Source organism: Ureibacillus endophyticus (assembly GCF_024159215.1).
Classification (GTDB): Bacteria; Bacillota; Bacilli; order Bacillales_A; family Planococcaceae; genus Ureibacillus; species Ureibacillus endophyticus.
The window spans coordinates 845,323-870,474 of record NZ_JAMYWW010000001.1; the positions used below are offsets into that span (position 1 = coordinate 845,323).

General features: G+C 34.1%; 24 protein-coding genes. 18 read left to right on the forward strand and 6 right to left on the reverse strand.

The genetic code is table 11. The annotated features are described in order from the left end of the window. On the forward strand, positions 1–3,435 hold the full coding sequence (pyc, locus tag NKR20_RS04130; RefSeq protein WP_253423833.1) for a pyruvate carboxylase: 3,435 nt from the start codon (positions 1–3) through the stop codon (positions 3,433–3,435). A 37-nt stretch (positions 3,436–3,472) separates the two neighbouring features. Here pyc and NKR20_RS04135 read toward each other — a convergent pair whose 3' ends face one another. After that, positions 3,473–4,408 (reverse strand): COX15/CtaA family protein, encoded by a 936-nt coding sequence (locus tag NKR20_RS04135; protein ID WP_253423836.1) that lies wholly within the window; start codon positions 4,406–4,408, stop codon positions 3,473–3,475. Between the two features lie 1,216 nt (positions 4,409–5,624). Between NKR20_RS04135 and coxB the strand changes: the two genes are divergently transcribed. The 5 genes from coxB to ctaG all read left to right on the forward strand — a co-directional run bounded on the left by coxB (position 5,625) and on the right by ctaG (position 10,681). Then, a complete protein-coding gene (coxB, locus tag NKR20_RS04140) occupies positions 5,625–6,698 on the forward strand; it encodes a cytochrome c oxidase subunit II (RefSeq protein WP_253423839.1) in 1,074 nt (357 codons plus the stop codon). Positions 6,699–6,734: 36 nt separating this feature from the next. Continuing rightward, a complete protein-coding gene (locus NKR20_RS04145) occupies positions 6,735–8,627 on the forward strand; it encodes a cbb3-type cytochrome c oxidase subunit I (protein WP_121212869.1) in 1,893 nt (630 codons plus the stop codon). Continuing rightward, the gene (locus NKR20_RS04150) at positions 8,627–9,250 is read left to right on the forward strand and encodes a cytochrome (ubi)quinol oxidase subunit III (protein WP_121212870.1); all 624 of its coding nucleotides are present in this window, start codon (positions 8,627–8,629) and stop codon (positions 9,248–9,250) included. Before NKR20_RS04145 ends, NKR20_RS04150 begins: the two co-directional genes overlap by 1 nt. 1 nt (position 9,251) lies before the next feature. Continuing rightward, on the forward strand, positions 9,252–9,593 hold the full coding sequence (locus tag NKR20_RS04155) for a cytochrome C oxidase subunit IV family protein (RefSeq protein WP_253423843.1): 342 nt from the start codon (positions 9,252–9,254) through the stop codon (positions 9,591–9,593). Between the two features lie 167 nt (positions 9,594–9,760). Then, positions 9,761–10,681: a cytochrome c oxidase assembly factor CtaG gene (gene ctaG / locus NKR20_RS04160; RefSeq protein ID WP_253423846.1), complete on the forward strand. Its 921-nt coding sequence runs from the start codon at positions 9,761–9,763 to the stop codon at positions 10,679–10,681. Between the two features lie 264 nt (positions 10,682–10,945). On the opposite strand, the gene NKR20_RS04165 is transcribed toward ctaG, so the two are convergent. Then, positions 10,946–11,338: a YugN family protein gene (locus NKR20_RS04165; protein WP_121212873.1), complete on the reverse strand. Its 393-nt coding sequence runs from the start codon at positions 11,336–11,338 to the stop codon at positions 10,946–10,948. Positions 11,339–11,486: 148 nt separating this feature from the next. Between NKR20_RS04165 and NKR20_RS04170 the strand changes: the two genes are divergently transcribed. The 3 genes from NKR20_RS04170 (at position 11,487) to NKR20_RS04180 (ending at position 14,776) form a co-directional block, all read left to right on the forward strand. Continuing rightward, a complete protein-coding gene (locus NKR20_RS04170; protein ID WP_253423850.1) occupies positions 11,487–12,560 on the forward strand; it encodes a CAP domain-containing protein in 1,074 nt (357 codons plus the stop codon). Positions 12,561–12,768: 208 nt separating this feature from the next. Beyond that, positions 12,769–14,247 (forward strand): UDP-N-acetylmuramoyl-L-alanyl-D-glutamate--2,6-diaminopimelate ligase, encoded by a 1,479-nt coding sequence (locus NKR20_RS04175; protein ID WP_121212875.1) that lies wholly within the window; start codon positions 12,769–12,771, stop codon positions 14,245–14,247. 82 nt (positions 14,248–14,329) lie between these two features. Next, positions 14,330–14,776, forward strand: a complete 447-nt coding sequence (locus NKR20_RS04180) for a YlbF/YmcA family competence regulator (protein WP_121212876.1) — start codon at positions 14,330–14,332, stop codon at positions 14,774–14,776. Positions 14,777–14,811: 35 nt separating this feature from the next. Here the strand turns inward: NKR20_RS04180 and NKR20_RS04185 are convergent, their stop codons facing one another. Next, complete coding sequence (locus tag NKR20_RS04185) at positions 14,812–15,729, reverse strand: glycerophosphodiester phosphodiesterase family protein (RefSeq protein WP_253423853.1); 918 nt, start codon at positions 15,727–15,729, stop codon at positions 14,812–14,814. 190 nt (positions 15,730–15,919) lie between these two features. Between NKR20_RS04185 and NKR20_RS04190 the strand changes: the two genes are divergently transcribed. Further along, positions 15,920–16,192, forward strand: coding sequence for a YlbG family protein (locus NKR20_RS04190; protein ID WP_121212878.1), 273 nt, complete (start codon positions 15,920–15,922; stop codon positions 16,190–16,192). 10 nt (positions 16,193–16,202) lie between these two features. On the opposite strand, the gene NKR20_RS04195 is transcribed toward NKR20_RS04190, so the two are convergent. Beyond that, entirely contained in the window at positions 16,203–16,592 is a 390-nt protein-coding gene (locus NKR20_RS04195) for a DUF7147 family protein (RefSeq protein ID WP_121212879.1), read from the reverse strand. A 53-nt stretch (positions 16,593–16,645) separates the two neighbouring features. On the opposite strand from NKR20_RS04195, the gene NKR20_RS04200 reads away from it, so the two are divergent. Genes NKR20_RS04200 through coaD form a run of 3 tightly spaced genes read left to right on the forward strand, consistent with a single transcriptional unit; the run spans position 16,646 to position 19,148 of the window. Next, a complete protein-coding gene (locus tag NKR20_RS04200) occupies positions 16,646–18,067 on the forward strand; it encodes an RNA polymerase II (RefSeq protein WP_253423855.1) in 1,422 nt (473 codons plus the stop codon). Between the two features lie 16 nt (positions 18,068–18,083). Then, on the forward strand, positions 18,084–18,641 hold the full coding sequence (gene rsmD / locus NKR20_RS04205; RefSeq protein ID WP_253423859.1) for a 16S rRNA (guanine(966)-N(2))-methyltransferase RsmD: 558 nt from the start codon (positions 18,084–18,086) through the stop codon (positions 18,639–18,641). Positions 18,642–18,659: 18 nt separating this feature from the next. After that, positions 18,660–19,148, forward strand: a complete 489-nt coding sequence (coaD, locus tag NKR20_RS04210; protein ID WP_121212882.1) for a pantetheine-phosphate adenylyltransferase — start codon at positions 18,660–18,662, stop codon at positions 19,146–19,148. Positions 19,149–19,189: 41 nt separating this feature from the next. Here the strand turns inward: coaD and NKR20_RS04215 are convergent, their stop codons facing one another. Continuing rightward, a complete protein-coding gene (locus tag NKR20_RS04215) occupies positions 19,190–20,098 on the reverse strand; it encodes a hypothetical protein (RefSeq protein WP_253423861.1) in 909 nt (302 codons plus the stop codon). A 109-nt stretch (positions 20,099–20,207) separates the two neighbouring features. On the opposite strand from NKR20_RS04215, the gene NKR20_RS04220 reads away from it, so the two are divergent. Further along, positions 20,208–21,263: a SepM family pheromone-processing serine protease gene (locus NKR20_RS04220; protein ID WP_253423864.1), complete on the forward strand. Its 1,056-nt coding sequence runs from the start codon at positions 20,208–20,210 to the stop codon at positions 21,261–21,263. A gap of 76 nt (positions 21,264–21,339) precedes the next feature. Here the strand turns inward: NKR20_RS04220 and NKR20_RS04225 are convergent, their stop codons facing one another. Next, complete coding sequence (locus NKR20_RS04225; RefSeq protein WP_253423867.1) at positions 21,340–22,548, reverse strand: nucleotidyltransferase; 1,209 nt, start codon at positions 22,546–22,548, stop codon at positions 21,340–21,342. A gap of 260 nt (positions 22,549–22,808) precedes the next feature. On the opposite strand from NKR20_RS04225, the gene NKR20_RS04230 reads away from it, so the two are divergent. The 4 genes from NKR20_RS04230 to NKR20_RS04245 all read left to right on the forward strand — a co-directional run bounded on the left by NKR20_RS04230 (position 22,809) and on the right by NKR20_RS04245 (position 25,129). Continuing rightward, a complete protein-coding gene (locus NKR20_RS04230) occupies positions 22,809–23,345 on the forward strand; it encodes a YceD family protein (protein WP_253423870.1) in 537 nt (178 codons plus the stop codon). 24 nt (positions 23,346–23,369) lie between these two features. Then, entirely contained in the window at positions 23,370–23,543 is a 174-nt protein-coding gene (gene rpmF / locus NKR20_RS04235; RefSeq protein ID WP_036202717.1) for a 50S ribosomal protein L32, read from the forward strand. A gap of 173 nt (positions 23,544–23,716) precedes the next feature. Then, positions 23,717–24,484, forward strand: a complete 768-nt coding sequence (locus NKR20_RS04240; RefSeq protein ID WP_253423873.1) for an enoyl-CoA hydratase/isomerase family protein — start codon at positions 23,717–23,719, stop codon at positions 24,482–24,484. Between the two features lie 261 nt (positions 24,485–24,745). Beyond that, positions 24,746–25,129, forward strand: coding sequence for a transcriptional regulator (locus NKR20_RS04245; protein ID WP_121212886.1), 384 nt, complete (start codon positions 24,746–24,748; stop codon positions 25,127–25,129). Positions 25,130–25,152 lie beyond the last annotated feature (23 nt).

The window sequence follows — 25,152 nt, forward strand, 5'->3', positions numbered from 1 at the left end:
TTGAGAAAGATTCGTAAGATTTTAGTGGCAAACCGCGGTGAAATTGCGATTCGTCTTTTCCGCGCATGTAATGAATTGAAGCTTCAAACTGTAGCGATTTATTCAAGGGAAGATCAAGCATCTTTCCATCGCTACAAAGCTGATGAAGCCTATATCGTAGGTGTTGGTAAAAAACCAATCGATGCCTATTTAGATATTGAGGGAATTATTCAGATTGCGAAACAAGCAAAAGTAGATGCAATTCACCCAGGTTACGGGTTCTTATCTGAAAACGTTGAATTTGCTCGACGTTGTGAAGAAGAAGGCATTATCTTTATCGGACCAAATTCAGCACATTTAGATATGTTTGGGGATAAAGTAAAAGCCCGTGAACAAGCAATTGCAGCGAATATACCAGTTATTCCTGGTAGTGACGGGCCTGTTGCATCTTTAGAAGAAGTGGCTCAATTTGGTGAAAAAGTTGGCTATCCTCTAATGATCAAAGCGGCTCTTGGTGGTGGCGGTCGTGGCATGAGACTTGTCCATTCTGAAGAAGAGTTAGCTTCAGCTTATGAGCGTGCTAAATCTGAGGCAAAAGCGGCATTTGGCTCCGATGAAGTTTACGTAGAAAAAGCAATTATTAAACCAAAACATATTGAAGTACAAATTTTAGGGGATGCTTCAGGTAATATCGTTCACCTTTATGAACGTGATTGCTCGATTCAAAGAAGACATCAAAAGGTAGTTGAAATCGCACCATCGAATTCGATTTCAGAAGATTTGCGCAATCGCATTTGTCAAGCTGCTGTACAACTGATGCAAAATGTAAGTTATGTAAATGCTGGAACAGTAGAATTTTTAGTATCTGGTAATGAATTCTACTTTATCGAAGTAAATCCGAGAATTCAGGTAGAACATACTATTACAGAAATGATTACAGGAATTGATATTGTTCATGCACAAATTAAAATCGCAGAAGGTCACGAACTTCACTCCGAAGAAGTAGGCATTCCAGAACAAAGTAAGATTCCTTTATTTGGGTATGCCATTCAATCCCGTGTGACGACAGAAGACCCAGCAAATAACTTTATGCCAGATACAGGGAAACTTATGGTATACCGTTCTAGTGGCGGATTTGGTGTCCGTCTAGATGCAGGTAATGGTTTCCAAGGGGCTGTTGTGACACCTCACTATGATTCATTACTTGTAAAAATTTCAACATGGGGGATGACGTTCCGTGAAGCGGCAGCAAAAATGGATCGAAACTTACGTGAATTCCGTATTCGTGGTGTAAAAACGAACATCCCATTTTTAGAAAACGTAGTATTACATGAGAAATTTATTAAAGGTGATTTTGATACAAGCTTCATTGATTCAACACCAGAACTATTTAATTTCCCTGTACGTAAAGACAGAGGAACAAAACTATTAAACTATATTGGTAATGTCACATTAAATGGCTTCCCAGGTGTTGAAAAGAGAGTCAAACCAATTCTAGTTCAACCAAATAAACCGAAATTTGATTTAAATACTGAAATTCCAGCTGGTACAAAACAAATTTTAGATGCGCGTGGAGCAGATGGTTTAGTTGAATGGATTAAGGCACAAGACGATGTGTTATTAACAGATACAACGTTCCGTGATGCGCATCAATCATTACTGGCAACTCGTGTTCGTTCTCAAGATATGTTCCAAATTGCAGATTACAATGCAAGAATGTTACATGATTTCTTCTCTTTTGAGTTATGGGGTGGGGCAACATTTGATGTAGCGTACCGATTCTTAAAAGAAGACCCTTGGGCAAGACTTGAGAAACTGCGTGAACAAATGCCAAATGTATTGTTCCAAATGTTATTACGTGGTGCAAATGCAGTGGGATATAAAAACTATCCGGACAATTTAATCCGTGAATTTATTAAAGAATCTGCACAATCTGGAATCGATGTGTTCAGAATTTTCGATAGTTTGAACTGGATTAAAGGTATGGAAGTTGCCATTGATGAAGTTCGCCAAACAGGAAAAATTGCAGAAGCGGCAATCTGTTATACTGGTGATATTTTAGATGATTCCCGCGCGAAATATACTGTTCAATACTACAAAGATATGGCGAAAGAGTTAGAAGCAAGTGGTGCGCATATTTTAGCGATAAAAGATATGGCAGGTCTTTTAAAACCAGAAGCTGCGTACAGACTTGTTTCAGAATTAAAAGAAGCAACAAATCTACCAATACATTTGCATACACATGATACAAGTGGCAACGGAATTTATACGTATGCCAAAGCAATTGAAGCAGGTGTTGATATTATTGATACTGCGTTAGGATCAATGTCAGGTTTAACATCACAGCCAAGTGCGAACTCATTATATTACGCAATGAGTGGCAATAAACGACAAGTAAGAGCGGATATTGATGCGCTAGAACAGCTATCATACTACTGGGAAGATGTTCGTAAATTCTATAGTGATTTTGAAAGTGGCATGAAGAGTCCACATTCTGAAATTTATGTTCACGAAATGCCAGGAGGACAATATAGTAACCTTCAACAACAAGCAAAAGCGGTTGGTTTAGGAGATCGCTGGGATGAAGTGAAGAAAATGTACTCTACGGTAAATATGTTATTTGGAGATATTGTTAAAGTAACTCCATCTTCTAAAGTAGTAGGGGACATGGCATTATTCATGGTGCAAAATGACCTAAATGAAGAAAATATTTACACACGTGGACAAAACATTGACTTCCCTGATTCAGTCGTTGAATTATTCCAAGGTTACTTAGGTCAAATTCCTGGTGGATTCCCACAAGAGCTACAAAAAGTTATCTTAAAAGATCGTGAAGCGATTACGGTTCGCCCTGGTGAATTACTAGAACCAGTGAATTTTGAAGAACTAGAACAAACATTACAAGAAAAATTTGGACGACCAGTGTCAAAACAAGATGTCCTTGCTTATGCACTATATCCAAAAGTAGTTGAAGAATATATGCAAGCTACTGAATCTTTCGGGGACATTTCAGTTTTAGATACACCGACATTCTTATATGGATTAAAACTAGGCGAAGAAATCGAAGTGGAGATTGAAAAAGGAAAAACATTAATTGTGAAGCTCGTGTCTATCGGAGAACCTCAACATGACGGTACACGTGTCATCTACTTCGAATTTAATGGTCAATCTCGTGAAATCGTTATTCAAGATTTAACAGTAGAAGTTGACGGAAACATTGCCTTAAAAGCAGATCCAAGTAATCCAAATCAAATAGGTGCAACAATGCCAGGTACTGTATTAAAAGTGGTCGTTTCAAAAGGTAGTCCAGTAAAACGTGGAGATTACTTATTAATTACGGAAGCAATGAAAATGGAAACAACTGTACAAGCTCCAAAAGATGGCGTGGTTAAAGAAGTTTATGCTTCGGCAGGCGATGCTATTTCAACTGGTGATTTATTAATAGAGTTAGAGTAATAAAAAAGGGAAGTGGTAAAAACCACTTCCCTTTTAATTATTTAAGTCGTTTTTTCTGATTTAATCCACTACGATAATTCAGCATAATCATGTAACAGAATAAACCAAATAATAAAGTAATGAATAATGAGTGTAATAGAGAAACAAATAGATTAAGTTTAGTAAAGATACTTAACATACCTGTTAGCGATTGTAAAATGATAATAATGAAGGAGATAATCCATCCCCAATAGATGACACGTTGATTTTTATAATGTTTGATTGCATGAATCATAATGTATGTAATCCATACAAATATTAAAAGAACTGCAAAACGATGTCCCATTTGAACCCATTCGTACATATTGCTTGGTAGTGAAGATGCTTTTTCAAAGTTACAGAGCGGCCAATCAGGGCAAACTAAACTTGATTGCGTATGTCTTACTAAAGCACCTGAATAAACAACTATGTATGAATATAGCGTTACACCAACAGTATGCCATTTTAACTTATTACCAACAAAAACCTTATCAGCATCAAATTTTCTATCAACTTCAAATACAATCATTGATAATAATAAAACTGATGCAAAGGAGATTAACGAAATACCGAAATGTAGTGCAAGGATAAAGTCACCTTGACCCCATAATACTTGTGCAGCACCAATTAATGCTTGTGCAATTAAGAAGAAGATTGCTAAAAAGCCTAGAAATTTCACTTCGCGCATATGTCCTAGAGTACGCCATGTCCAAATCACTAAAATTAAAACTAGTATAGACACTGACCCAGTTACAAAACGATGTGAAAATTCAATTAATACCTCAGTTGTAATTTCTTTTGGAATAAGAGAACCATTACAATCTGGCCAGTTACGACCACATCCCATACCACTGTCGGTTTTTGTAACGAGAGCTCCTCCTAAAAGTATAAATAACATCCCTAAGGTTGTAGCTAAAGCAATTAATTTTAATAGTATACTTTGCTTTTGTTGCATAATGTTAGCCACCTACTTTTTATGTATAGAACGTATTATCTGTTCTAGCTTTTATTATGATAGCGAATAAAAAGTTAAAAGACAACTTCAAACAGGATAAGGGTTCCAAGTGCCTTTAGTTTTTCACAAATTGTTCATAAATTCGTACTTTTACTTTCACAAATCTTTTTGGAAAATGCTTTACTATATATATGTTCTTCTATAATTAGCTAACAGTGTGCAATTTCAGCAAACTTCATCGAAATTTTACTTATATGTCTAGAAATCATGGACAAATTTCGATATAGTTATTGTTAGCGGAATATGCTTACAAAAATGAAAGGGACGAGTAATAAATGGGCGAGCTATAAAATCGCATAATATTGTCAGCTATCTTAATACTTCGAAAGACTTTCATGCACTTATAAAGATTGGGATTGTAAATTTGAAATTATTTACTGCCTTTGCAACAGACTTAAAATGTTGATAAACGGTTTGATTTTTATTTTACAATAACTCGATTTGATAATTAGTACATTGCTCGGTGCAGCGTTCATTATCTGTGAATCTGGTGCAATGAGTAACATCGATCAAGATATTGATCAAAATTAATAATCAAATGAAGTATGCTGATAATATTACAAATGATTAAGCTACGTACCATTGGAAATTCTCTTTTCCAACATTGTAAGTGAAATTTTGTTTTTTTACGGCAACATTAATTGCCTGCATGTGAGGACTTTACAATAGGTAATAAAATTCTATATTCAATACGGTTTAAAAAGAAGTTAGTATTTATTAGCTGGAATTCTATTACATCTTTAACTATTTTTATTAGTAGTGAGTTTTCTTTGTATTGTTATTTGATAGCAACCACAATATTCAAAAAGCTTTTGCTATTTAATAATACATAGAATATCGTGGACTAAAATTACCAATGCTACTACTTGTATAAAAAAGTTTGATTAAATAAGATGTATTTACAGATTAGGTCTTCTAGAGATGATAACTATCTAAATATCGAACTGGTATATGATCAAATTTTTTTCTGTATTGAATGTAGGAAAGTTACTAATTGAAGTTCATAATTTTAACACAAAGTTCAGTATTAAAAGATGGTACTATTAATGTGTTAGATGTGGAATTCTCTTACAAATGAGAAAACACATTGAACTTACACGAAGAAGTCCTAGTTACACATGTAAATACAACAAAGAAAGAGGGGTTTTATTAAGCTATGATGAAAGGGCTAAAAAAATGGCGTCTGTTTTCGCTATTAGCGGGATTAACAGTATTCCTTTCTGCCTGCACAGGTGAAGATTATATATCTACACTAAAACCAGCAGGTGAAGTCGGAGAAGACCAGTATGATTTACTTATTTTCTCTATTTCAATTATGACGTTAGTTGTAGTAGTAGTTTCATTCCTTTATTTATACGCTTTTACTAAGTTCCGCCGTTCAAAATTAGGCGACAAACACATGCCAAAACAAGTAGAAGGAAGTCACACTCTAGAAGTAATTTGGGCAGTGATTCCAATCATCTTATTATTAATTTTAGCAGTACCAACAATCCTTTCTACTTATAAATTTGCTGACGTAAAAGCAATGGATGAAGTTGATGAAGAAGGAAACAAAACTGCTTTAACAGTTAATGTTACGGCAAAATTATATTGGTGGGAATTTGAATATCCAGAGCAAGGAATTGTAACTGCACAAGAACTTGTTGTTCCTACAAATGAAAAAGTTTACTTTAACTTAAAAGCTGCTGATGTTAAGCACTCATTCTGGATTCCAGCAGTCGGCGGTAAAATGGATAACAACGTAGAAAACGTTAACAAATTCTGGTTAGAGTTTGGTAAAGAATCTGAAGGATTAAAAGATGGGGTATTCTATGGTAAATGTGCTGAGTTATGTGGACCTTCTCACGCATTAATGGACTTCAAAGTTAAAACTGTTGATCGTGCAGAATTTGACCAATGGGTTGCAGCTATGCAAGCTACTGAAGGACAAACTGCATCTGTTGATTCAACTGATTTAGGTGAAGCTACATTTGCTCAAAGTTGTTTAGGATGTCACGCTGTTTCAGGTGTAGGTACTACTGGTGCAATGGGTCCAAACTTAACAACATTTGGAGATCGTAACCGTGTAGCTGGTGTTTTAGAACATAGCAAAGAAAGTTTAGAAAACTGGATTTCAGATCCTGAAGCAATCAAACCAGGAAACTTAATGACTGGTAAATACTCTGAATTATCTCCTGAAGAGATCAGTGCAGTTGCAGACTATATTATGAGTTTATCTGTCGAAAAATAATTTGAACTTTAGAAACACTTGAAGGAGGTTAAAGTTGTGAGCTCTGTCGCAGTCTCAAAGAAAAAGGGCTTTGGAGCAGTTTTATGGGATTATTTAACAACTGTTGACCATAAAAAACTAGGCGTTATGTATTTATTCGCAGGGGTTTTATTCTTTGCTATCGCTGGTTTTGAAGCGCTTTTAATGCGTATTCAATTAATGGTTCCAAACAATGATTTTATTTCTGCTGGCCTTTTTAATGAATTATTAACAATGCATGGTACAACAATGCTATTCTTAGCAGCGACGCCATTGCTATTTGGATTTATGAACGCGATTGTACCATTACAAATTGGTGCACGTGACGTTGCATTCCCATTCCTAAACTCATTAGGATTTTGGTTGTTCTTCCTAGGTGCTTTATTTTTACACTTATCATTCTTTATGGGTGGAGCACCTGATGCAGGTTGGACTTCTTATGCATCATTATCTTTATATTCACCTGGTCATGGTATTGACTTCTATGTATTAGGTTTACAAATTTCTGGTGCTGGTACATTAATCTCTGGTATTAACTTCATTGTAACGATTATTACAATGCGTGCACCTGGTATGACGTTCATGCGTATGCCATTATTTACTTGGACTACTTTAATTTCAAGTTCATTAATTTTATTCGCATTCCCTCCACTAACTGTAGGTTTATTCTTCATGTTAGTTGACCGTATGTTCGGAGCAAACTTCTTCGACCATACAATGGGTGGTAACACAATTATTTGGGAACACTTATTCTGGATCTTCGGACACCCAGAAGTTTATATCTTAGTATTACCTGCATTCGGATTATTCTCTGAAATTATTCCGGTATTTGCTCGTAAACGTTTATTCGGATACTCTTCAATGGTATTCGCTACAATTTTAATCGGTTTCTTAGGTTTCATGGTTTGGGCTCACCACATGTTTACTGTAGGTATGGGACCAACTGCTAACGCAATTTTCGCGATTGCTACAATGGCAATTGCTGTACCAACTGGTATGAAAGTATTTAACTGGATCCTAACTATTTGGGGTGGATCTATTAAAGTTACAGTGCCAATGATTTACGCTCTTGGTTTTATTCCATCATTCGTAGCTGGTGGGGTAACAGGGGTAATGATGGCCACTGCACCACTTGACTATCAATTACACGATTCTTACTTTATCGTAGCTCACTTCCACTACGTAATCGTTGGTGGTATCGTAACAGCTATCTTTGCGTCAATGCATTACTATTGGCCAATCATGTTCAACCGTACTTTAAATGAGAAGTTAGGATTTGTTACTTTCTGGGTATTCTTTATTGGATTCCATTTAACATTCTTCTTACAACATTTCTTAGGTTTAATGGGTATGCCACGTCGCGTATTCACTTTCCAAGCAGACCAAGGTTGGGATTTATTTAACTATATCTCATCTATCGGTGCGATTATGATGGCTATCGGTGTTGTTTTATTAGTAATTAACGTATTACTATCTGTTAAAACTCCACCAGTTAACAGAAGAGATTACTGGGGCGATGGACGTTCTCTAGAATGGTCTATCCAATTACCAGTACCATTTTACAACTTTAAACAAACTCCACTAGTACGTGGATTTGACCCTTGTTGGTTAGAAAAACAAGAAGGTAACAAAGAAATGATGACATATGCTGAGCCACTTGGTGACATTCATATGCCGAACAACTCAATCTTACCTTTAATTATGTCAATTGGTTTATTCATTGCAGCATTCGGTGCACTTTATCATCCAGACGGTGTTTCTTGGTCAGTACCTGTAATTGTTATTGGTTTAGGTATTACAGTATTAGCTATGATTACACGTTCTGTAAAAGACGATCATGGTTTCCATGTACATGTTGAAGAGGTTATTGCTACTGAAGAGCATCTTTATGGAAAAGGGGGTAACAAATAATGGAAGAAACTAAATTCACCCCACAAACTTGGCCAAATCATGCTGAGCAAGCAACAGCTGAAGGGAAAAATAAATTCGTTGGTATTTGGATTTTCATCTGTAGCGATATCGTTTTATTTGCCAGCGTATTTGCAACTTACCTTTCTTTACGTAACCAAGGTCCAGCTGGTATGGAATTCTCAACTCAATCATTATTTGAATTACCACTAGCATTTGTTATGACAATGTTACTTTTAACATCATCATTAACTTCTGTTTATGCAATGTATCATATGAAGAACTATAATGCTAAAGGCGTAATTACATGGATGGCAATTACTGTATTATTAGGTCTTGGCTTCCTTGGTCTTGAAATTTATGAGTTCAGACACTATGTACACATTGGTTTTGGTTATACTCAATCTGCATTCTCATCTGCGTTCTTTACTTTAGTTGGTACGCACGGATTGCACGTTATCATTGGTTTAGTATGGATTACATGTTTAATCTTCCGTAATGCTAAACGTGGATTAAGCTTATACAATGCTCCAAAATTCTACGCAGCGTCAATTTATTGGCACTTTATCGACGTAGTTTGGGTATTCATCTTCACTGTAGTATACTTAATGGGGGTGTTAGGATAATATGGGACATCATAATGAAGTACAAGCAAAGTCACAAGCTCAATATGAATATGACCGTCATCACAATGCGGTACATATGAAAAAGCAAGTTGTCAATTTTGCTATCATGATTTTCTTAACATTTCTAGCATTTGCAGTAGTAGTAGCAGATTTTTCTCCATATTTAATTAAACCATTTATTCTGTTACTAGCTGGTATTCAAGTTGTACTACAACTTTATTCTTTCATGCACATGGATGACAAAAATGGTCACCATATCGGAGTAATTTCTACTTACGTATGGTCAGGTGCAATGATTATTTTCCCAGTATTCTTAGCATTTGTTACTGTTATTTGGTGGTAAGAATTGCTCGAACACGCTTCTGATTGTTTTCAGAAGCGTGTTTTTTTATAGAAATGAATTAACAATGATATATCATGAAAATTTGTTTTAATTGTCATAGATCGTCCATTGATGTTAATATGTAAGCGTTCTATAATGAGACTAATGAAATAAAGGAGCGCTAGACGATGCCGTTAAGTATATTTGGTTTTCAAGCACTATGGAGCCCTTATTTAATTGGGGTAATCATTTTTTTAACTGTCGTTTACTTTTTAGTTACTGTAGTTTGGAGAAAAGATTTTAAAGTTAGTGAACCTTTAAAGCGTAGTGAGGCAATTTATTTTGTACTCGCAATGATATTAATTTACGTTATTAAAGGCTCGCCAATCGATTTAATGTCTCATATTATGTTCACATACCATATGGTACAAATGGCTTTTCTACTGCTATTAATTCCTATGCTACTTATTAAAGGGATTCCTTGGTGGGTTTGGAAGGTTGTAGTTGAAGCGCCGGTTGTTCGAAAAGTATTTAAGATTTTTGCAAAGCCAGTAGTTGCGATTTTTGTATTTGCTTTAATGTTCTCTATTTATCATATACCACTTGTATTTGATACGATTAAACTAGATGAAACATTACATGGATTATTTACATTTGTTTTATTCCTTTCAGCTTTCTTTATGAACTGGCCGTTAATTCACGATGTTAAAGGGCAACCACAGATGAAAGGGCTATATAAAATCGGTTATATTATTGCAAATGCTATCGTAATTACGCCAGCTTGTGCGTTAATTATTTTTAATCCTGACCCAATGTATGCAACTTATACAGACGGGGAAACATGGTTAAAAGCAATGGAACTTTGTGTACCAATTTCAACGTTATCCGGGTTAACATTATCTGGTCCAGAAATTTTTAACAGTATGAGCCCAATCCGTGACCAACAAATGGGTGGCGTACTAATGAAAATTATCCAGGAAATAATTTTTGCTGTCGTTTTATATAAAGTATTTATTCGTTGGTGGAGAGAAGAAAAGTCAAACGAAGATACAATTACAGAGAATGCATTAAAAGAATTCCAAGCAAGAAAACAAAGTCAGCAATATTAAAGGAGCGTCTCGAATGAGACGCTCCTTTAATATTGCGACGAGGATGGTGAAAACCACCGCAGTAGCACATCTTCTGAAACAAAGATGGTAACTTCAGAAACATTTTAAAAGCAGCGCAGCTCCATTTTTTTGTAAACTAGATATTGTAGGAGAAAAGGTATTAAATAATAAAAAAGAATGTAGATAAAGTTAAAAATAACGTTTATCTACATTCAATGAGTATATCTATGTAATACTCTATCAATCTAGTATTCAATAAGCCTATTATGCTTTTACTGTTTTCTTTGAAGCTTCTTCTGCTGTAAATCCTAAATCTGCGAATTGTTTTTTAGCGCTTGCTAAAATTTGTTCACATTCTTTTACTAAATGTTTAGGGAATACTTCATCCTCGTATTCTACTCCGTGTGGATAATAGTATTTACCAATAGCAGGTTTACCAATTGTTAAAACTGCACTTTTATTACCAACATCACCAGAGATAGCGCTGCAGAATACGCGTAAATAATAGCGACCTTCTTTTAAATCGAAACGTTTATCGAAAGTCATGCGATCGTAGTCCCATGCACCGTGGCATTCTAAACCGTTTTTTTCCATAACGCTTACAAGAACTTCTTGTGGAGCAGTTATATTTTCAAGAGTTTTGTTATCGAAATACATTTATATATCCTCCTTTAGAAAAATCGTACTTAAAGTATAGGCTCAATGTTTATAATAGAGCAAAATAACCTTAGTTGCAATGGCAACATTGTGTCAACAAATATATAATAAGATATAATTACCATAAAAACGAAAGGATAGAAATGACATGAAAACTCTGTTTCGAATATTAATTGTCCTTTCATTTCTAGCAATTATTTTCCATTATTCATCAAATTCCAGTGATTATGAACCGTTAGAGGGACCAAATTCCTCTTCGCAAATTATTCCAAAAACGAAAAGTGACGACTTAAAAGTTCTTCAAGATGCTTTGCCAAGACCTGATGCAGGGCTATCTACTTTAATAGGAAAAAAAAGTAATATACTAGTAGAAAAGTATGGGGAACCTAGCAGATATGATTCATCGCCGTATGGTTATGATTGGTGGATATATAATAGTATTCCAGAACAGTTTGTCATGTTTGGTGTGAATAATAATTTAATTACACAAGTTTATACCAGTGGGGAGGATGTCGATGTATCGCCATATAAAATAGGACAAACTTTAGCTGATATTTATAGAATGACAATAGTAAATTCTGAAGTTGTAGCAAATATTGAAGATAGTATTTATACGTTTACTTTAAGCGAAGAAGATATGAACACGCGAATACTAACAAAATTTGATAATATATTTGCTCAATTATATATTGATAGTGAAAGAGGAGTTTTAAGTGGAATTCGGTTTACAGATAGTAAAACATTAGTCATGCATCGTCCTTATGAAATGTCTTTTGTCGGAGAACTTCTCTCACCACCCAATCCAACTTCATTTTTAATAGAAGAAAGTAATTTGTCAGGTGCAAATCAGTTGTTTGATTTGTTAAACGTTTTTCGAGTTCAAAATAATATATCGCCAATTGAACAGGATGTACAAGTTTCAGAATTAGCAATGCAACATAGTGAAGATATGTATACTCAAAATTATTTATCCCATGACTCGCCAACAAAAGGTTCGTTGAAGGATCGCTTAGATGAAGCGAATATTATATATAAAGAGACGGAAGAAAATATTGCAACTGCTTATTTTGATTCGATTGAAGCGGCACATGGATGGTTAAATTCAAGTAACCATCGTGAGTATATGTTAGATGATCGGTTTACTCATGTAGGTTCGGGTGTATTTATAAATTATTATACGCAAATTTTTTTGCAAAAACCTGATGAGGAAATAATTGAATAGAAGATTCATTGATAACACTTTGGACTTGTCCAAGGTGTTTTTATTTTTGCATTTTCCTCCAAATGTTGAAAAAAGAGTTCTTAAGCAATAGAATCAAACATTTGTATAAAAACTATTTATTTTTCCCTATAAAACTTTTTAAAAAAGCCGGCACGTTTTAGTGTCACGAATGGAGCCTAGGCATAATATAGGGAAAAGGAGTGACAACTTGCAACTAGCAGAACTATTAAAAGATTGGCCGTGTACTGTGAAGGGTGGTTCAATACGAGTAGAAGTGCTCGGAATAGAGGACTATGCGCAAGGAGTAAAAAAAGGTGATTTATTTGTAATTCGAAAAGGTAAAAATTCAGATGGATTAAAATATATCGATATAGCAATTGAAAATGGAGCTGTTGGTGTAGTCATTGAAGATGAAAAGTTGCTTGATTCGTTAAAATTATCAGTGCCAGTTATCTGGGTTCCGAACAGTTTAAAATTTATGTCTTTCGCTGCGGCGAAATTGAATCATTTCCCTGCAGATGCGATGCAGATTATTGCGATAACAGGGACAAATGGAAAAACAACAGTAAGTCACTTTATTGGTCAACTACTACATGCACTACATAAAAACGTAATTGTTATTGGAACGAATGGCATTTACATTAATGGTATGGAAGTTAAATTAGATTATGAAAATTTAACAACTTTACAACCAAAGCATTTACACAAAATATTAAAAATTGCTATTAATCGTGGAGTGCAATATGCTGTGTTAGAAGCCTCATCGATGGGATTAGCAAAACACCGTCTAGATGATTGTTCAATCGATGTAGGAGTATTTTTAAACTTAGCAGAGGACCATATAGAAGATCATGGTTCTTATGAAAAGTATAAGTCTGCTAAACAATTACTATCTTCATTGTCGAGTCAACTCGTTTTAAACGGGGATGATTCTTTCTGCCGTACTGTAGGATTACAGGCAAAAAAGAAAAAGGCTTATTTTGGTTTAGGAAATCGAGTTGACTACCAATTACAAATGTTAGCAGAAGGGCAAAATATTACAACTTGTTGTTTGCAAAGCAATAAAGGCCAAAAAGTATTTACTGTACCATTTGTTGGGGATCATCATTTACAAAATACGATTGCAGCAATAAGTACTGTTAGTGAACTTGGTTTTCCAATCGAAGCAATTTGTGATGCGGTAGAAAAGTTATATTTACCAAAAGGTAGATTAGAAGAGGTGAAAAATGACCTCGGTTTATCAATTTATATCGATTATGCACATACAGAAGCCGCTTTAAGAGCTGTTTTACAAACTTTAAAGAAAACAGTTAAAGGTGATCTTATCACTGTTTTTAGTTGTGGTGGAGATCGTGATAAGCATAAGCGAAAGAAAATGGGTGCTGTTGCCTCAAGATATGCAAATCTCATTTATTTAACGATGGATAATCCAAGAAGTGAGGATCCAGAAGTGATTAATGAACAAATTGCATCAGGGTTTACTCCAAATCAACAATATGAAGTAATTCTTGACCGAGCAAAAGCAATTGAAACTGCAATCCGTTCGGCAAAAGAAGGAGACACAATTTTAATCGCTGGTAAAGGCCATGAAAAAACTCAAACGATTGGAACAAAGCAATACGAGTTTTCTGATTTTGAATGTGTACGATTAATTTTAGAACAGATCGCAATTGATCGTGTAGAATAGATTAAGAGCAATCACTCAAGTATTCCCAATACAAACATTGCGTAATTTCTGCTATGATGTTATTAGATTGGAGGAAGTAATGATGATAATGACATCAGAATGGGCCTTCATTATAGATGAAGCTGATCAATTAAGTGCAATGATCCTTTCTTCTGAGCAAGCACAAAAGTACCGAGATGCTTATAGAGAAGTATATGGTGATGAGGAGTTAGTACAACAGATTAATGCCTTCACAAAAATGAAAGAACAGTATGAAGATGTACAACGATTTGGGAAGTACCATCCTGATTATCATACAATAATGAAAAAAATACGTGAGCAAAAACGAGCTTTAGACTTAAATGAGCGAATCGCAAATTTTAAAATTGCTGAAAACGAATATCAAGATTTACTAGATGAAGTTAGTTTAATAATCGGTAAGTCGGTGTCAGAAGCAGTAAAAGTACCTGTGAGTAATCCATTTTTCTCATCGGGTTCATCTTGCGGTTCTGGTTGTGGTAGTGGCGGCAGTTGCTCATGTTCAGCATAAAAGAAGGCGAAAATGGGTTTTTCCCACTTTCGCCTTTATTTTTCTTGTTCCATATATTCTTGTATACATTCGATTGCAATATCTGGGCGGTCTGTAACGATACCTTTTGCACCAATTTCAAGTAAATGATGTATTGTATTCACATCATTTATTGTCCAGTAATGAACTGGGATATTCAACTTCCCTAAAAAGGCAATGAATCTTGCTGAATCTAATGAGACTACGCCATGTTTTATTGGAATTTGGAAAACATCCACTTTCGGATGGTATAAATGTCCAAATTGACTCGTGAAAGCAGTAAACGCTTTTCGTACATCATTTTCTCCAGCGCCTAATGCTACTCGGTTTTGTGCATACAAATTAAAGCGGTCCACTTGTTCACTAAAGAAGCTTGTTACGACAATTCGATTTTCAGCGTTATATTCTTCAATTAATCTCCATAATTTAGAAGGCATTAAGCTTCCTTCATACGTATCTGGTCCATCTTTTATATCGATATTTATATAAGTATTTGGATATGTTTCAAGGAGTTCTCTTAAAGTTACGACTTCAACTTTTTCTTCTTTATAAGGAAAATTACCTTCTAAATCTTGAAAGTTATACCCAAAATTTAATTGTTTTAATTCATCTAAATTTAATTCTCTTACAAAACCTACTCCATCACTTGTTCGGTCAACTGTTTCGTCATGAAATACAATGATTTCTTCATCCTTTGTTAAACGGATGTCTACTTCAAATCCGTCAACGCCTAAAGAAAAAGATTTTTCAAATGCAGGCATTGTATGTTCAGGTGCTAAATGAGAACCACCACGGTGTGCTAAAACAATCGGTTGATTCGTTTGTAATACTTCTTTATCATCACGTCTTTGTGGCTTTGATACTGCTTTACTACCAGCCCATGCTGCGGCGCTAGCAGCAGCGATTGCAAGCGCTACTTTTGTTTTTTTACCCATTTTGATCCTCCTTATATGGAACGTAACTATGTCTAAGTGGCATTTCTCATTTCATCACAATTAATAAATTTATTCACCATACTCTATAATAATGATTATAACGGAAAATCTTACCTCATGTCAGCTAAACTCTGTTGCTATCAAAAATAACTCTATGGTATGCTTTTATGTAAGAAATGAGGGAATACAAATGCAGGAACGACAAGGAATTATTGTTTACGTCCACCAATTAAAACATGCTAAAAGTTTAAGAAAATACGGACATGTACATTATATTTCACGAAAATTAAAATATGTTTTAATTTATTGTAATCGGGATGAAATAGAGTCAACAATAAATAAAATACAACGCCTTCCTTTTGTGAAAGACGTTGTTGAATCGTATCGCCCGTTCTTAAAAACTGAATTTGAAAATGCAAAACCAGATAAGGCAAAAGAGTATGATTATAAAATAGGTTTATAAGAAGTTGAAATTATTGTTTTGGTGGAATAAAGTGATTCATTCGTAAGATTCCGATTAAATGTTGATAATATAAAGTTGTTTCGGAATAGAAAGAAGAATGTTTAACTTCCATTGGAATGGCTTTTTTACCAATCTCTTGTAATGCATTTTCAAAAATCGTAAGTCTTTGGGAAGGTTTTTCTGGATTATAAGGAATACCTTCACGACATATGTAAATAGGCATAAACTTACCTTCCCCTGCTGCTTTAAACGTAACGGCAATTGAAGCTACTTGTTTATCCCCTATATTCGAAATGAAAATAAATGCATTATGGAATCTTTTTTCGTTTGTTTTGACGAGCTCACAAAGTTCAAAAACATCTCCATAACCTTGTCCAAGTTCTATAAATTGTTGTATCAAAATTTCACACATCCTTTCTACACAATAGTATCATGATGCAGGAGGTAAGGCACATGAAATATGCTTTAAGTTTCTTTACAGTACTTATTTTAGTCATAAGTGGCATGCTCTTTTTCCAATATCAAGTATATTCAGATAAAGTCGAGACACGTGAGGATCATTTCACTTATACACAAGAAATTGAAATTACATATCGAAATGATAGCTTAGACATTCGTCACCATTTTAAAAATTTGCCAAATCAAGTGATTGATATTCAGTGGCCAAAACTAGCAGTAAATCCTGATTGTTTTATAGAAGCAGAAAATACTTGTAAACGCTTAAGCGAGGATAAAACTAAGTTTGAAATCGGAGAAAACCATAGTCAGTCGTTGTCTTATATCATACCATTAAATAATGGTATAAAATCTAACCAATTATTAAAGGATATATTTGTTTCCTTAAAACTTGGCGAAGTTTCTTATTCAACTGTACATATTTCAACGGAAAAAGATGTTAAAGGACAATGGATAACTGGTTTACCTGAAGTTGGTCAACAAACATTATCCCTTGTAAACTATTCAATGTTCGGTGGAAAAGGCCCTGTTTCTGAATTGTATTATAATGCAAATAATTTAATTCAACAGGATCCAATTGATAATGTTTCAATTTACTCTAAAAAACCACTAACTAAAGATTTTACTACTAAGTTAAAGGAATTGAATTTTTTAAACGAGAATCATATTGTGCTTGTGGAAGGGGAGAATGTTTCAAAACTTCAAGGAAAACGAATTTTATTTTTGAAGGATTTTACAACGAATGTTTTATATCGTCAAGTAATTCTTTCACAAGTAAAAGCGCAATTTAAATTTAATGAAAGTCCAATTTGGTTATATGAAACGGTGGCGTCATTTTTAGCTGGTACTACAATAGGTGGAGAGAAATCGACAGAAATTGTAAATACATTAACACATCAAATGACAGACACACAATTAGCAAACTGGCTTCAAAGATTAAACGATTTAAAAGGTAAAGAAATATCCACAAAAATATTAGATGAAGCGTTATCTGAAGTATTTGGTATCCATACTAATTATCTAAGTATGAACGAATCTACGAATGAAGTTTTTCCATTCTTATTTAATGATAATCGAGAAATTTTAGTAAATTCACATTTGCAAAAAGATATTAATGTGATTTTTAAAGATGGTCAGATTTTGTATTCTGCTGATGCTTTATTAAAACATTTAGGTTACGAGGCAAGTAACGGCGAGAATGGTTATTATGTTCATAGCAAAGAACGTAATTTCCGATTCCCTGAAAATCATGGTTTCTATGTTTATAACGAAAGAAGATACAATACAGTATCCAATCCTATCGTTCGAGTTGCAGGAATTAACTACATAGAAGAAACATGGTTGCAAAAATTATTTACAGTAGAAATAATGAAAAAAGATGATTCAATAACAATAAAAACTACTACAACACAACAATAGAAGGTTTGGTGATGACATGAGAGTTGTAGCAGGTGAAAGAAAAGGTATGCCTTTAAAAGCAATCACTGGTACTACTACAAGACCAACAACAGATAAAGTAAAAGAATCGATATTTAACATAATTGGTCCTTTTTTTGAAGGTGGAATTGTATTAGACCTTTTTGCTGGTAGCGGGGGATTAGGGATTGAAACATTAAGTAGAGGTGCAAGTCGCGGAATTTTTGTTGAAAAGGATGGACGTGCATACCAAACTTTATTGGAAAATATTAAAAAATGCCGTTATGAAGAGATTGCTGAAACGTATAAAACCGATGCCAACCGAGCTGTTAAAGGCTTACTTAAAAGAGATATACAAATTAATTACTTGTTTATGGATCCGCCATACGCCAAAGTTGAATATTACGACCTCATTTTAACTTTAATAGAGGCGAATAAGTTAACAGATGATGCTATTATCGTTTGTGAACATGCGAAAGAAGTTGACTTACCTAAAGAATACGGTGAATTTACTTTAACTAGACAAGAAAATTACGGGGGAACAATTATCTCTATATATCGCAAAATATATGGATAAAGGAAGAGGGAGAAACTTTTGTCAGACAAAATTGCAGTAGTACCAGGGAGTTTTGATCCAATCACTAACGGTCATTTAGATATTATTAAAAGAGCTGCAGATGTATTTGATATTGTCTATGTAGCTGTTCTTAATAATTCTTCAAAAACACCACTATTTTCAATAGACGAAAGAATAGAGTTAATTCAAAGTGTAACGAAGGATATTCCAAATCTTCGTATTGAAAGTTCTTCAGGTTTACTTATTGATTATGCTCGTTCTAAAAATGCGAAAGCGATTGTTCGTGGGTTAAGAGCGATTTCTGACTTTGAATATGAGATGCAAATTACTTCCATGAACCGTTTTTTAGATGAATCTATCGAAACGTTCTTTATTATGACAAAAAATCAACATTCATTCTTAAGTTCAAGTATTGTGAAAGAAGTAGCCCGATACGGTGGAGCTGTCACTGGCCTTGTTCCAACCTTAGTCGAAGAAGCGCTTCAAAAAAAATTTATGAATAAATAAAAAAATGGACAAAATCATAAAATGTGATTTTGTCCATTTTTTTAAATGAAAATTAAACAGTATAATAATGGAATTAGCAAGGCATAAAATAATCGCATTATTGTGTATGGCTTTAGCGAAAGTTGTTCACTTTTTGCAATAACAGCAACTTGCATATGAATACTTAAACTTTGAGTTGTTAAGAAGAGGGCTAGGATAACTGGTAATAGTGATGGTTGTCCACTAAATAATTCATTACCAATTTTTAAGCCGTTTGTCATTTCAAGCATTGCTGCTATTGTGAGCATAATCCCATTATGTATTTCTGGAAAAAAGCTTTTCAATGAATGAATGACAACTGTATAAATTGTTGTAAAGAAAATAATTGTCGATCCCACAACTAAAACAGTAGGGATGCTATCTTTAATGCTACTAGTAAATGGGTTTGGTTGTTTAGTAGATTTGACTTCTGTAAAGGTTAGCGATTCATTCTGTCCTTGTCCAAAATAAAAATAAAAACATCCAAGGATGATTAGTGAAAAAACATGGTATAAGATTAAATACTGCCAACTAAATGTCGTATCATTTAATAAATCATTTCCAACAAATCCAAGTACGAATAGAGGGCTTGGACTATGACAAATACTTAAGAGGATGTTCGCTTCTTTTAAGGAGATTTGTTTGCTTTTTTTCAAATACGTAATAGTAGCTGCTCCTGTAGGAAAGCCTCCTAATGCGCTAATTCCATATGTTTTTAAATATAATTGAAATCGTGATAAAGAGTTGTTCGTATTAGGTGTTAAACGTATAAACCATTGGGTCAGAATTAAATAAGGCAATAAATATGGAAATAATGCCTCCATAAATAAATCAATGCCCAAATCTGTACCTTGATGGGCTACCCCAGGGAATAGCAACAATAAACAAATTAAAGTGATACAAATTAATAAATATACTAGTGGAATAAGCATCATCTCTTTTCAAATTTTTGTTTTCCAAATCCTCTAATGCTAAACTAATATATGCGATAATTTAAATTTTTAGTCTATTAATTTGTTACATCTGGAGGTGCAATAAATATTGAAAAAGGCACTATTCACTGTAGTGATTCCGTTATTGATTGTATTTTTCTTAGCTTTTTATAAACTCGACTATTATATTATGAAACCTGGTAGTGCCTATGATGTTAGCCAGTTTGTAACTGTTGATGGAGGAGATCAAGACGACAGCGGATCTCTTAGCCTCATGACAGTTGCAATGGCTCCAGCAACACCTCTTACCTTTGTGATTGCGTATTTTCGAGAGTTTGAAGAAATAATGGAAATGGAAGAAGTTCGTCAAGAAGAAGAAGATGAAGAAGAATATAGTGTTAGACAATTTAAGCTCATGACCGATTCCCAATTTAATGCTCTTTTCGTTGCGTTTAAGAAAGCGAATTTACCTTATACAATTGAATACAATGGAATCACAGTATTAAACGTACTATCAGGTGGGGCAGCAGATGGTAAGTTACGACCTGGTGATGAAATTGTAGAGATAGATGGCAAATTAATTAATCGAACTGAAGAATTAACTAAAATTTTAAGTAAGAAAACCCTTAATGAAGAAGTAAAACTAGTCATAAATCGAAATGAAGAATTATTAGATAAAACACTTACTTTAAAAGAAATACCGGGAGAAGAACACAACCGGGTTGGAATTGGGATTACATATTCAGAAAGTAAGTCTATTAAAACAGACCCTTTAGTGAATGTGAATGCAGAAAATATTGGGGGCCCATCAGCTGGCTTAATGTTTACACTAGAAATTTTAAATCAATTACTTGATGAAGATTTATCTAAAGGATATAACATTGCAGGCACAGGAGAGATGCATGAAGATGGAACGGTTGGTAGAATTGGCGGGATTGAAAAGAAAGTAGTCGCTGCCCATGAAGATGGAATGGAAATCTTTTTTGCCCCAGATGATGAAATAACAGAGAATATGAAAAAGTTGAATCCAAATATAAAAACAAACTATGAGGCTGCTGTTGAAACGGCCAAAAAAATAAAAACGGATATGCAAATTGTTCCTGTAAAAAATATTGATGATGCTCTTAACTATTTACGAAACTTATCACCAAAAGAAACAAAATAAGCTTCAAAAAAGCGAGCTAGTGAACAGAATTTAGTTCACTAACTCGCTTTTAGTTTATATCTAATTGGAGCCTTATCTATAAGCGAATAGGCGGTGTTTGGTAATCTCCATTAGGTTCATGCTGACTAATTAAACTTAAACCTTGTGCGTACATTTCTGTTGCGCGGAGGTCCAATTGTAACATAGGGTCTTTTGTTGAGGCAACTCGACTTATTAAAGGTAATTTAAAGCTCTTTTTGTTTTCAGATAAATATTTTTGGCCAGCACTGGTCATACCTAATAAGCGAATATAAGATGGTTTTGAAAATTGGTGTAAGGTCTCTTTTGTAATGCCAGTATAAATATGTGTAATCATGCGTTGTAGCCTTGTCCATGTATAACGCTTTGATTTTAAGTTTGTCATGAATTGAGAGAATGAAGTACTCTTTCTAGCCGCTTTAATTAGCGCATGTTCGATACCTTCTGTAACATCTGCATATTGAGTAAGCTGTTCAGGAGTATTTCGTAAAATGGCATATCGTAATAAAGGCCATAATGTATCCCAATTAATAAATTGATTATGTGATTTACACCATGCATTTAATTGAGTAAACGTTGTTGTTGGTACGAATTTTTTTATTTCATCTAAATTTAAAGTTTCAAATAGTGATTTTCGTATACCTGTAGCGCTAGCGATGGATAAATCAGTATTAATTAAATCATGATAACCTGCTTGTATTCGTTGTATCGTTACAGGTTTTATAGTTAAGTTCAATCGATCAGCTGCTTCAATATAATGATAACCCAGTATATTATTCGGTTGTGCCAAGTCAATATAGTCGTTTTCTTCTAGCTTTTTTAGTTTTTCGTATGCCATATATAAACTTTGGGGATAACTAAGCCCAGTTGATACAAATTGTTTGATAAGGGCGTTATATTCCTCGTTGTGTTTTTTTAATAAAGAAAGGGTATTTAAGAACGGCTGAATAGTCCCTTGCTCACTGCCAAATGCAAAGGATTCACATTGTATGGCGTCTAAAAGTTGTGTAGCTCCCTCTGCAAAGTGAGTAGCGTTTCCCGTTGAAAAAACGTATGGAAGTTCAATAACGATGTCAATTCCACTAGAGAGTGCCATTTTAGCGCGGTGCCATTTATCAACTAGTGCGGGTTCTCCGCGTTGTAAAAATTGTCCACTCATTACGGCAATAGCAATGTCTGCACCTGTCTCATTTTTTGATTCAGTAATATGGTAATGATGTCCATTGTGAAATGGATTATATTCTACGATTACACCAACTGCTTTCATTGATACACCCCATAGGTTTAAATGTTATTTTTGATATCTTTATTGGGTAACGAAATTATAGCATAATCTACCCATATGTTTTGTAACACAATACTTATACTGTCACATTTCAAAGTGAATCATATCGGTGAAATTTTTGCTCAAAAGATGTTCTATTTATAAAAATTATAATGTTTAATTAGTATAGTGACAAGAAAATATCTTGACATCTAAAAATACACATTATATAATCAACATTGTTGTCTCGAGGTGATTAATGAATGAAGTGGTCAATTCATCAATTATCGAAGTATCGCCAAAATGGGATGCCGATAGATGCAGAAGTACAATTGGATGATGTAAAGAAACGAAATAGCGATATTCGTCATATTTCACCTGTTCATGTTAAAGGACACTGTACTTTCGGTGCATCACAAATGACTTGTCAGTTTACGCTGACGGCAACATTAACACTTCCTTGTGCCCGCACATGGGAAGATGTTGAATATCCAATTAAAGTCGATGCAGTTGAAATTTTCAGCTGGATAGATCCTGAACTTCGTGGTAATGACGATGAAGAAGATATTCATTATATTGATGGAGAAGTAATCGACTTAAAACCAGTTTTAGAAGAACTTGTGCTTTTAGAAATTCCGATGCAAGTATTTAAAGAAAATACTGAAGGACAAGTACAAGGTGGAAAAGGCTGGAGTTATTCAACAGAAGAAGATGTTGCACGTCAAAACGAAAATGACGAACCAAAAGTGGATCCAAGACTTGCTGCTTTAGCAAAGTATTTTGATCAAACAGATGAATAGATAATCTGTAAGGAGGTGCCAATAATGGCTGTACCATTTAGAAGAACTTCTAAAACTGCAAAAAGAAAGCGTCGTACGCATTTCAAATTATCTGTACCTGGTATGGTAGCTTGCCCAAACTGTGGAGAAGCAACTTTAGCTCACCACGTATGTAAAGCATGTGGACACTACAAAGGTAAAGAAGTAGTTAGTAAATAATTCAGTATTTACTAGTTGAGGCTATTAGAGAGGCCATGGCTCTCTAATAGCCTTTTATTATTTTTTAAAGGAAAATTTTTTCAGGTCACTTGTCAAATATAAATAAGTCCTTTACTATTTAAATCAAGATAGTTCATTATGTTAAAATAGCAATCATAAAGGGGATGTTAAGATTGGCTTATAAAATTTCTAATAATGATGGGGTACTAACATTTACAATTGATCGGGAAGAAAAAAGAAATGCTGTAAATGACGAGGTAATGGAAGGCTTAAAAGAAGTTATTACTTACATAAAAGAGCATGAAGATGTACGTTTTTTAGTTGTTACAGGTGCAGGTGAAAAAGCTTTCTGTTCAGGTGGAGATTTATCAGAGTTTCATAGTTTACATACGGAAGAACAAGCATTTGGCATGTTGAGTAAGATGGGAAACATTCTATATGATTTAGCAACGCTTCGTGTACCAACAATTGCTTTAATTAATGGAGCAGCAGTTGGTGGTGGTTGCGAAATTGCTACAGCTTGTGATTTTAGATTAGTGGCTTCTCATGCAAAATGTGGTTTTATTCAAGGTACTTTAGCTATAACAAGTGGATGGGGTGGAGGAACATATCTTTTTGAAAGAGGTTTACGACACGACCGAGCATTAAAAATGTTAGTAGATGCAAAAGTATATGATGCACAACTTTTACATGAAATTGGTTGGGCTATGCGGGTTTTTGAAGGCTCTAAAGAACAAGCTCTAGAAGAATTTATTGCTAATATGAGAAAAATTCATCCATCTGTTCATCAAGCATATAAAGAAATTGAATTACGTAAATGGAAAGAAAGAAATATCTATGATCGTGTAATGGAAGAAATAAGACTATGTGCAAAACTATGGGAAAGCGATGCGCATAACGAAGCTGTACAAGCTTTCTTAAATAAATCCAATTCTAAATAATTTGAACTGATTAACGTCTCTATATGAGGCGTTTTTTTAATTAGTAGAGTTCTGTAAAAGATTTACTTAAAATCTTACGAATGCTTCTTGATTGCTGTTTTACTTTGTAATGATACTAATTTTTATAGTTATTTGTGAAAATTACTTTTATTTTTTTAAAGCTAGAAAGAACTTTATTAGTCACAACTTACTTTTTCTATTGAATGCTTCTATTTATTCTATTTGACAGCATATAGTAGTAAAAAATGTGAGGTGATAATCATGGATGGAAAAAGACGTAAAGATCAATGGACAGCCGAAGACGATGAAAAATTAGCAGAAATCGTTATTCAAGCTGTTCAAAATGGAAAAACCCAATTAGAAGCTTTTGCAGAAGCGGCAACCGTATTAAATCGTACTAAACAAGCATGTGGTTTTCGTTGGAATAAAACTTTGCGTCAGCAATATGGCCAAATGTTAAATAGTGTTAGGAAACGACCAAAGCAATTAATGAGAAGTCATTTAAAACTAGCATTAAATAGCTTTGATGAATTAACAGAAGCTTACAATGAGTTAGAAATTAAATATAGAGAGTTACAAACAGAACATGAAAAAATCTTAAAATGGCTACAACAAGGGTCAAGTTTTTTTGAACATCAAAAATAAACAAAAATACTAAGAAATTAATT

What these genes read in the sequence shown, in the direction of transcription:
- NKR20_RS04165 (WP_121212873.1), bottom strand. Translation starts at nt 11,338, where the DNA reads ATGTATTTCGATAACAAAACTCTTGAAAATATAACTGCTCCACAAGAA.
- NKR20_RS04170 (WP_253423850.1), top strand. Translation starts at nt 11,487, where the DNA reads ATGAAAACTCTGTTTCGAATATTAATTGTCCTTTCATTTCTAGCAATT.
- NKR20_RS04200 (WP_253423855.1), top strand. Translation starts at nt 16,646, where the DNA reads ATGAAATATGCTTTAAGTTTCTTTACAGTACTTATTTTAGTCATAAGT.
- NKR20_RS04150 (WP_121212870.1), top strand. Translation starts at nt 8,627, where the DNA reads ATGGAAGAAACTAAATTCACCCCACAAACTTGGCCAAATCATGCTGAG.
- NKR20_RS04215 (WP_253423861.1), bottom strand. Translation starts at nt 20,098, where the DNA reads ATGCTTATTCCACTAGTATATTTATTAATTTGTATCACTTTAATTTGT.
- NKR20_RS04180 (WP_121212876.1), top strand. Translation starts at nt 14,330, where the DNA reads ATGATAATGACATCAGAATGGGCCTTCATTATAGATGAAGCTGATCAA.
- ctaG (WP_253423846.1), top strand. Translation starts at nt 9,761, where the DNA reads ATGCCGTTAAGTATATTTGGTTTTCAAGCACTATGGAGCCCTTATTTA.
- NKR20_RS04190 (WP_121212878.1), top strand. Translation starts at nt 15,920, where the DNA reads ATGCAGGAACGACAAGGAATTATTGTTTACGTCCACCAATTAAAACAT.
- NKR20_RS04155 (WP_253423843.1), top strand. Translation starts at nt 9,252, where the DNA reads ATGGGACATCATAATGAAGTACAAGCAAAGTCACAAGCTCAATATGAA.
- NKR20_RS04185 (WP_253423853.1), bottom strand. Translation starts at nt 15,729, where the DNA reads ATGGGTAAAAAAACAAAAGTAGCGCTTGCAATCGCTGCTGCTAGCGCC.
- rsmD (WP_253423859.1), top strand. Translation starts at nt 18,084, where the DNA reads ATGAGAGTTGTAGCAGGTGAAAGAAAAGGTATGCCTTTAAAAGCAATC.
- NKR20_RS04225 (WP_253423867.1), bottom strand. Translation starts at nt 22,548, where the DNA reads ATGAAAGCAGTTGGTGTAATCGTAGAATATAATCCATTTCACAATGGA.
- NKR20_RS04245 (WP_121212886.1), top strand. Translation starts at nt 24,746, where the DNA reads ATGGATGGAAAAAGACGTAAAGATCAATGGACAGCCGAAGACGATGAA.
- NKR20_RS04135 (WP_253423836.1), bottom strand. Translation starts at nt 4,408, where the DNA reads ATGCAACAAAAGCAAAGTATACTATTAAAATTAATTGCTTTAGCTACA.
- coxB (WP_253423839.1), top strand. Translation starts at nt 5,625, where the DNA reads ATGATGAAAGGGCTAAAAAAATGGCGTCTGTTTTCGCTATTAGCGGGA.
- NKR20_RS04230 (WP_253423870.1), top strand. Translation starts at nt 22,809, where the DNA reads ATGAAGTGGTCAATTCATCAATTATCGAAGTATCGCCAAAATGGGATG.
- rpmF (WP_036202717.1), top strand. Translation starts at nt 23,370, where the DNA reads ATGGCTGTACCATTTAGAAGAACTTCTAAAACTGCAAAAAGAAAGCGT.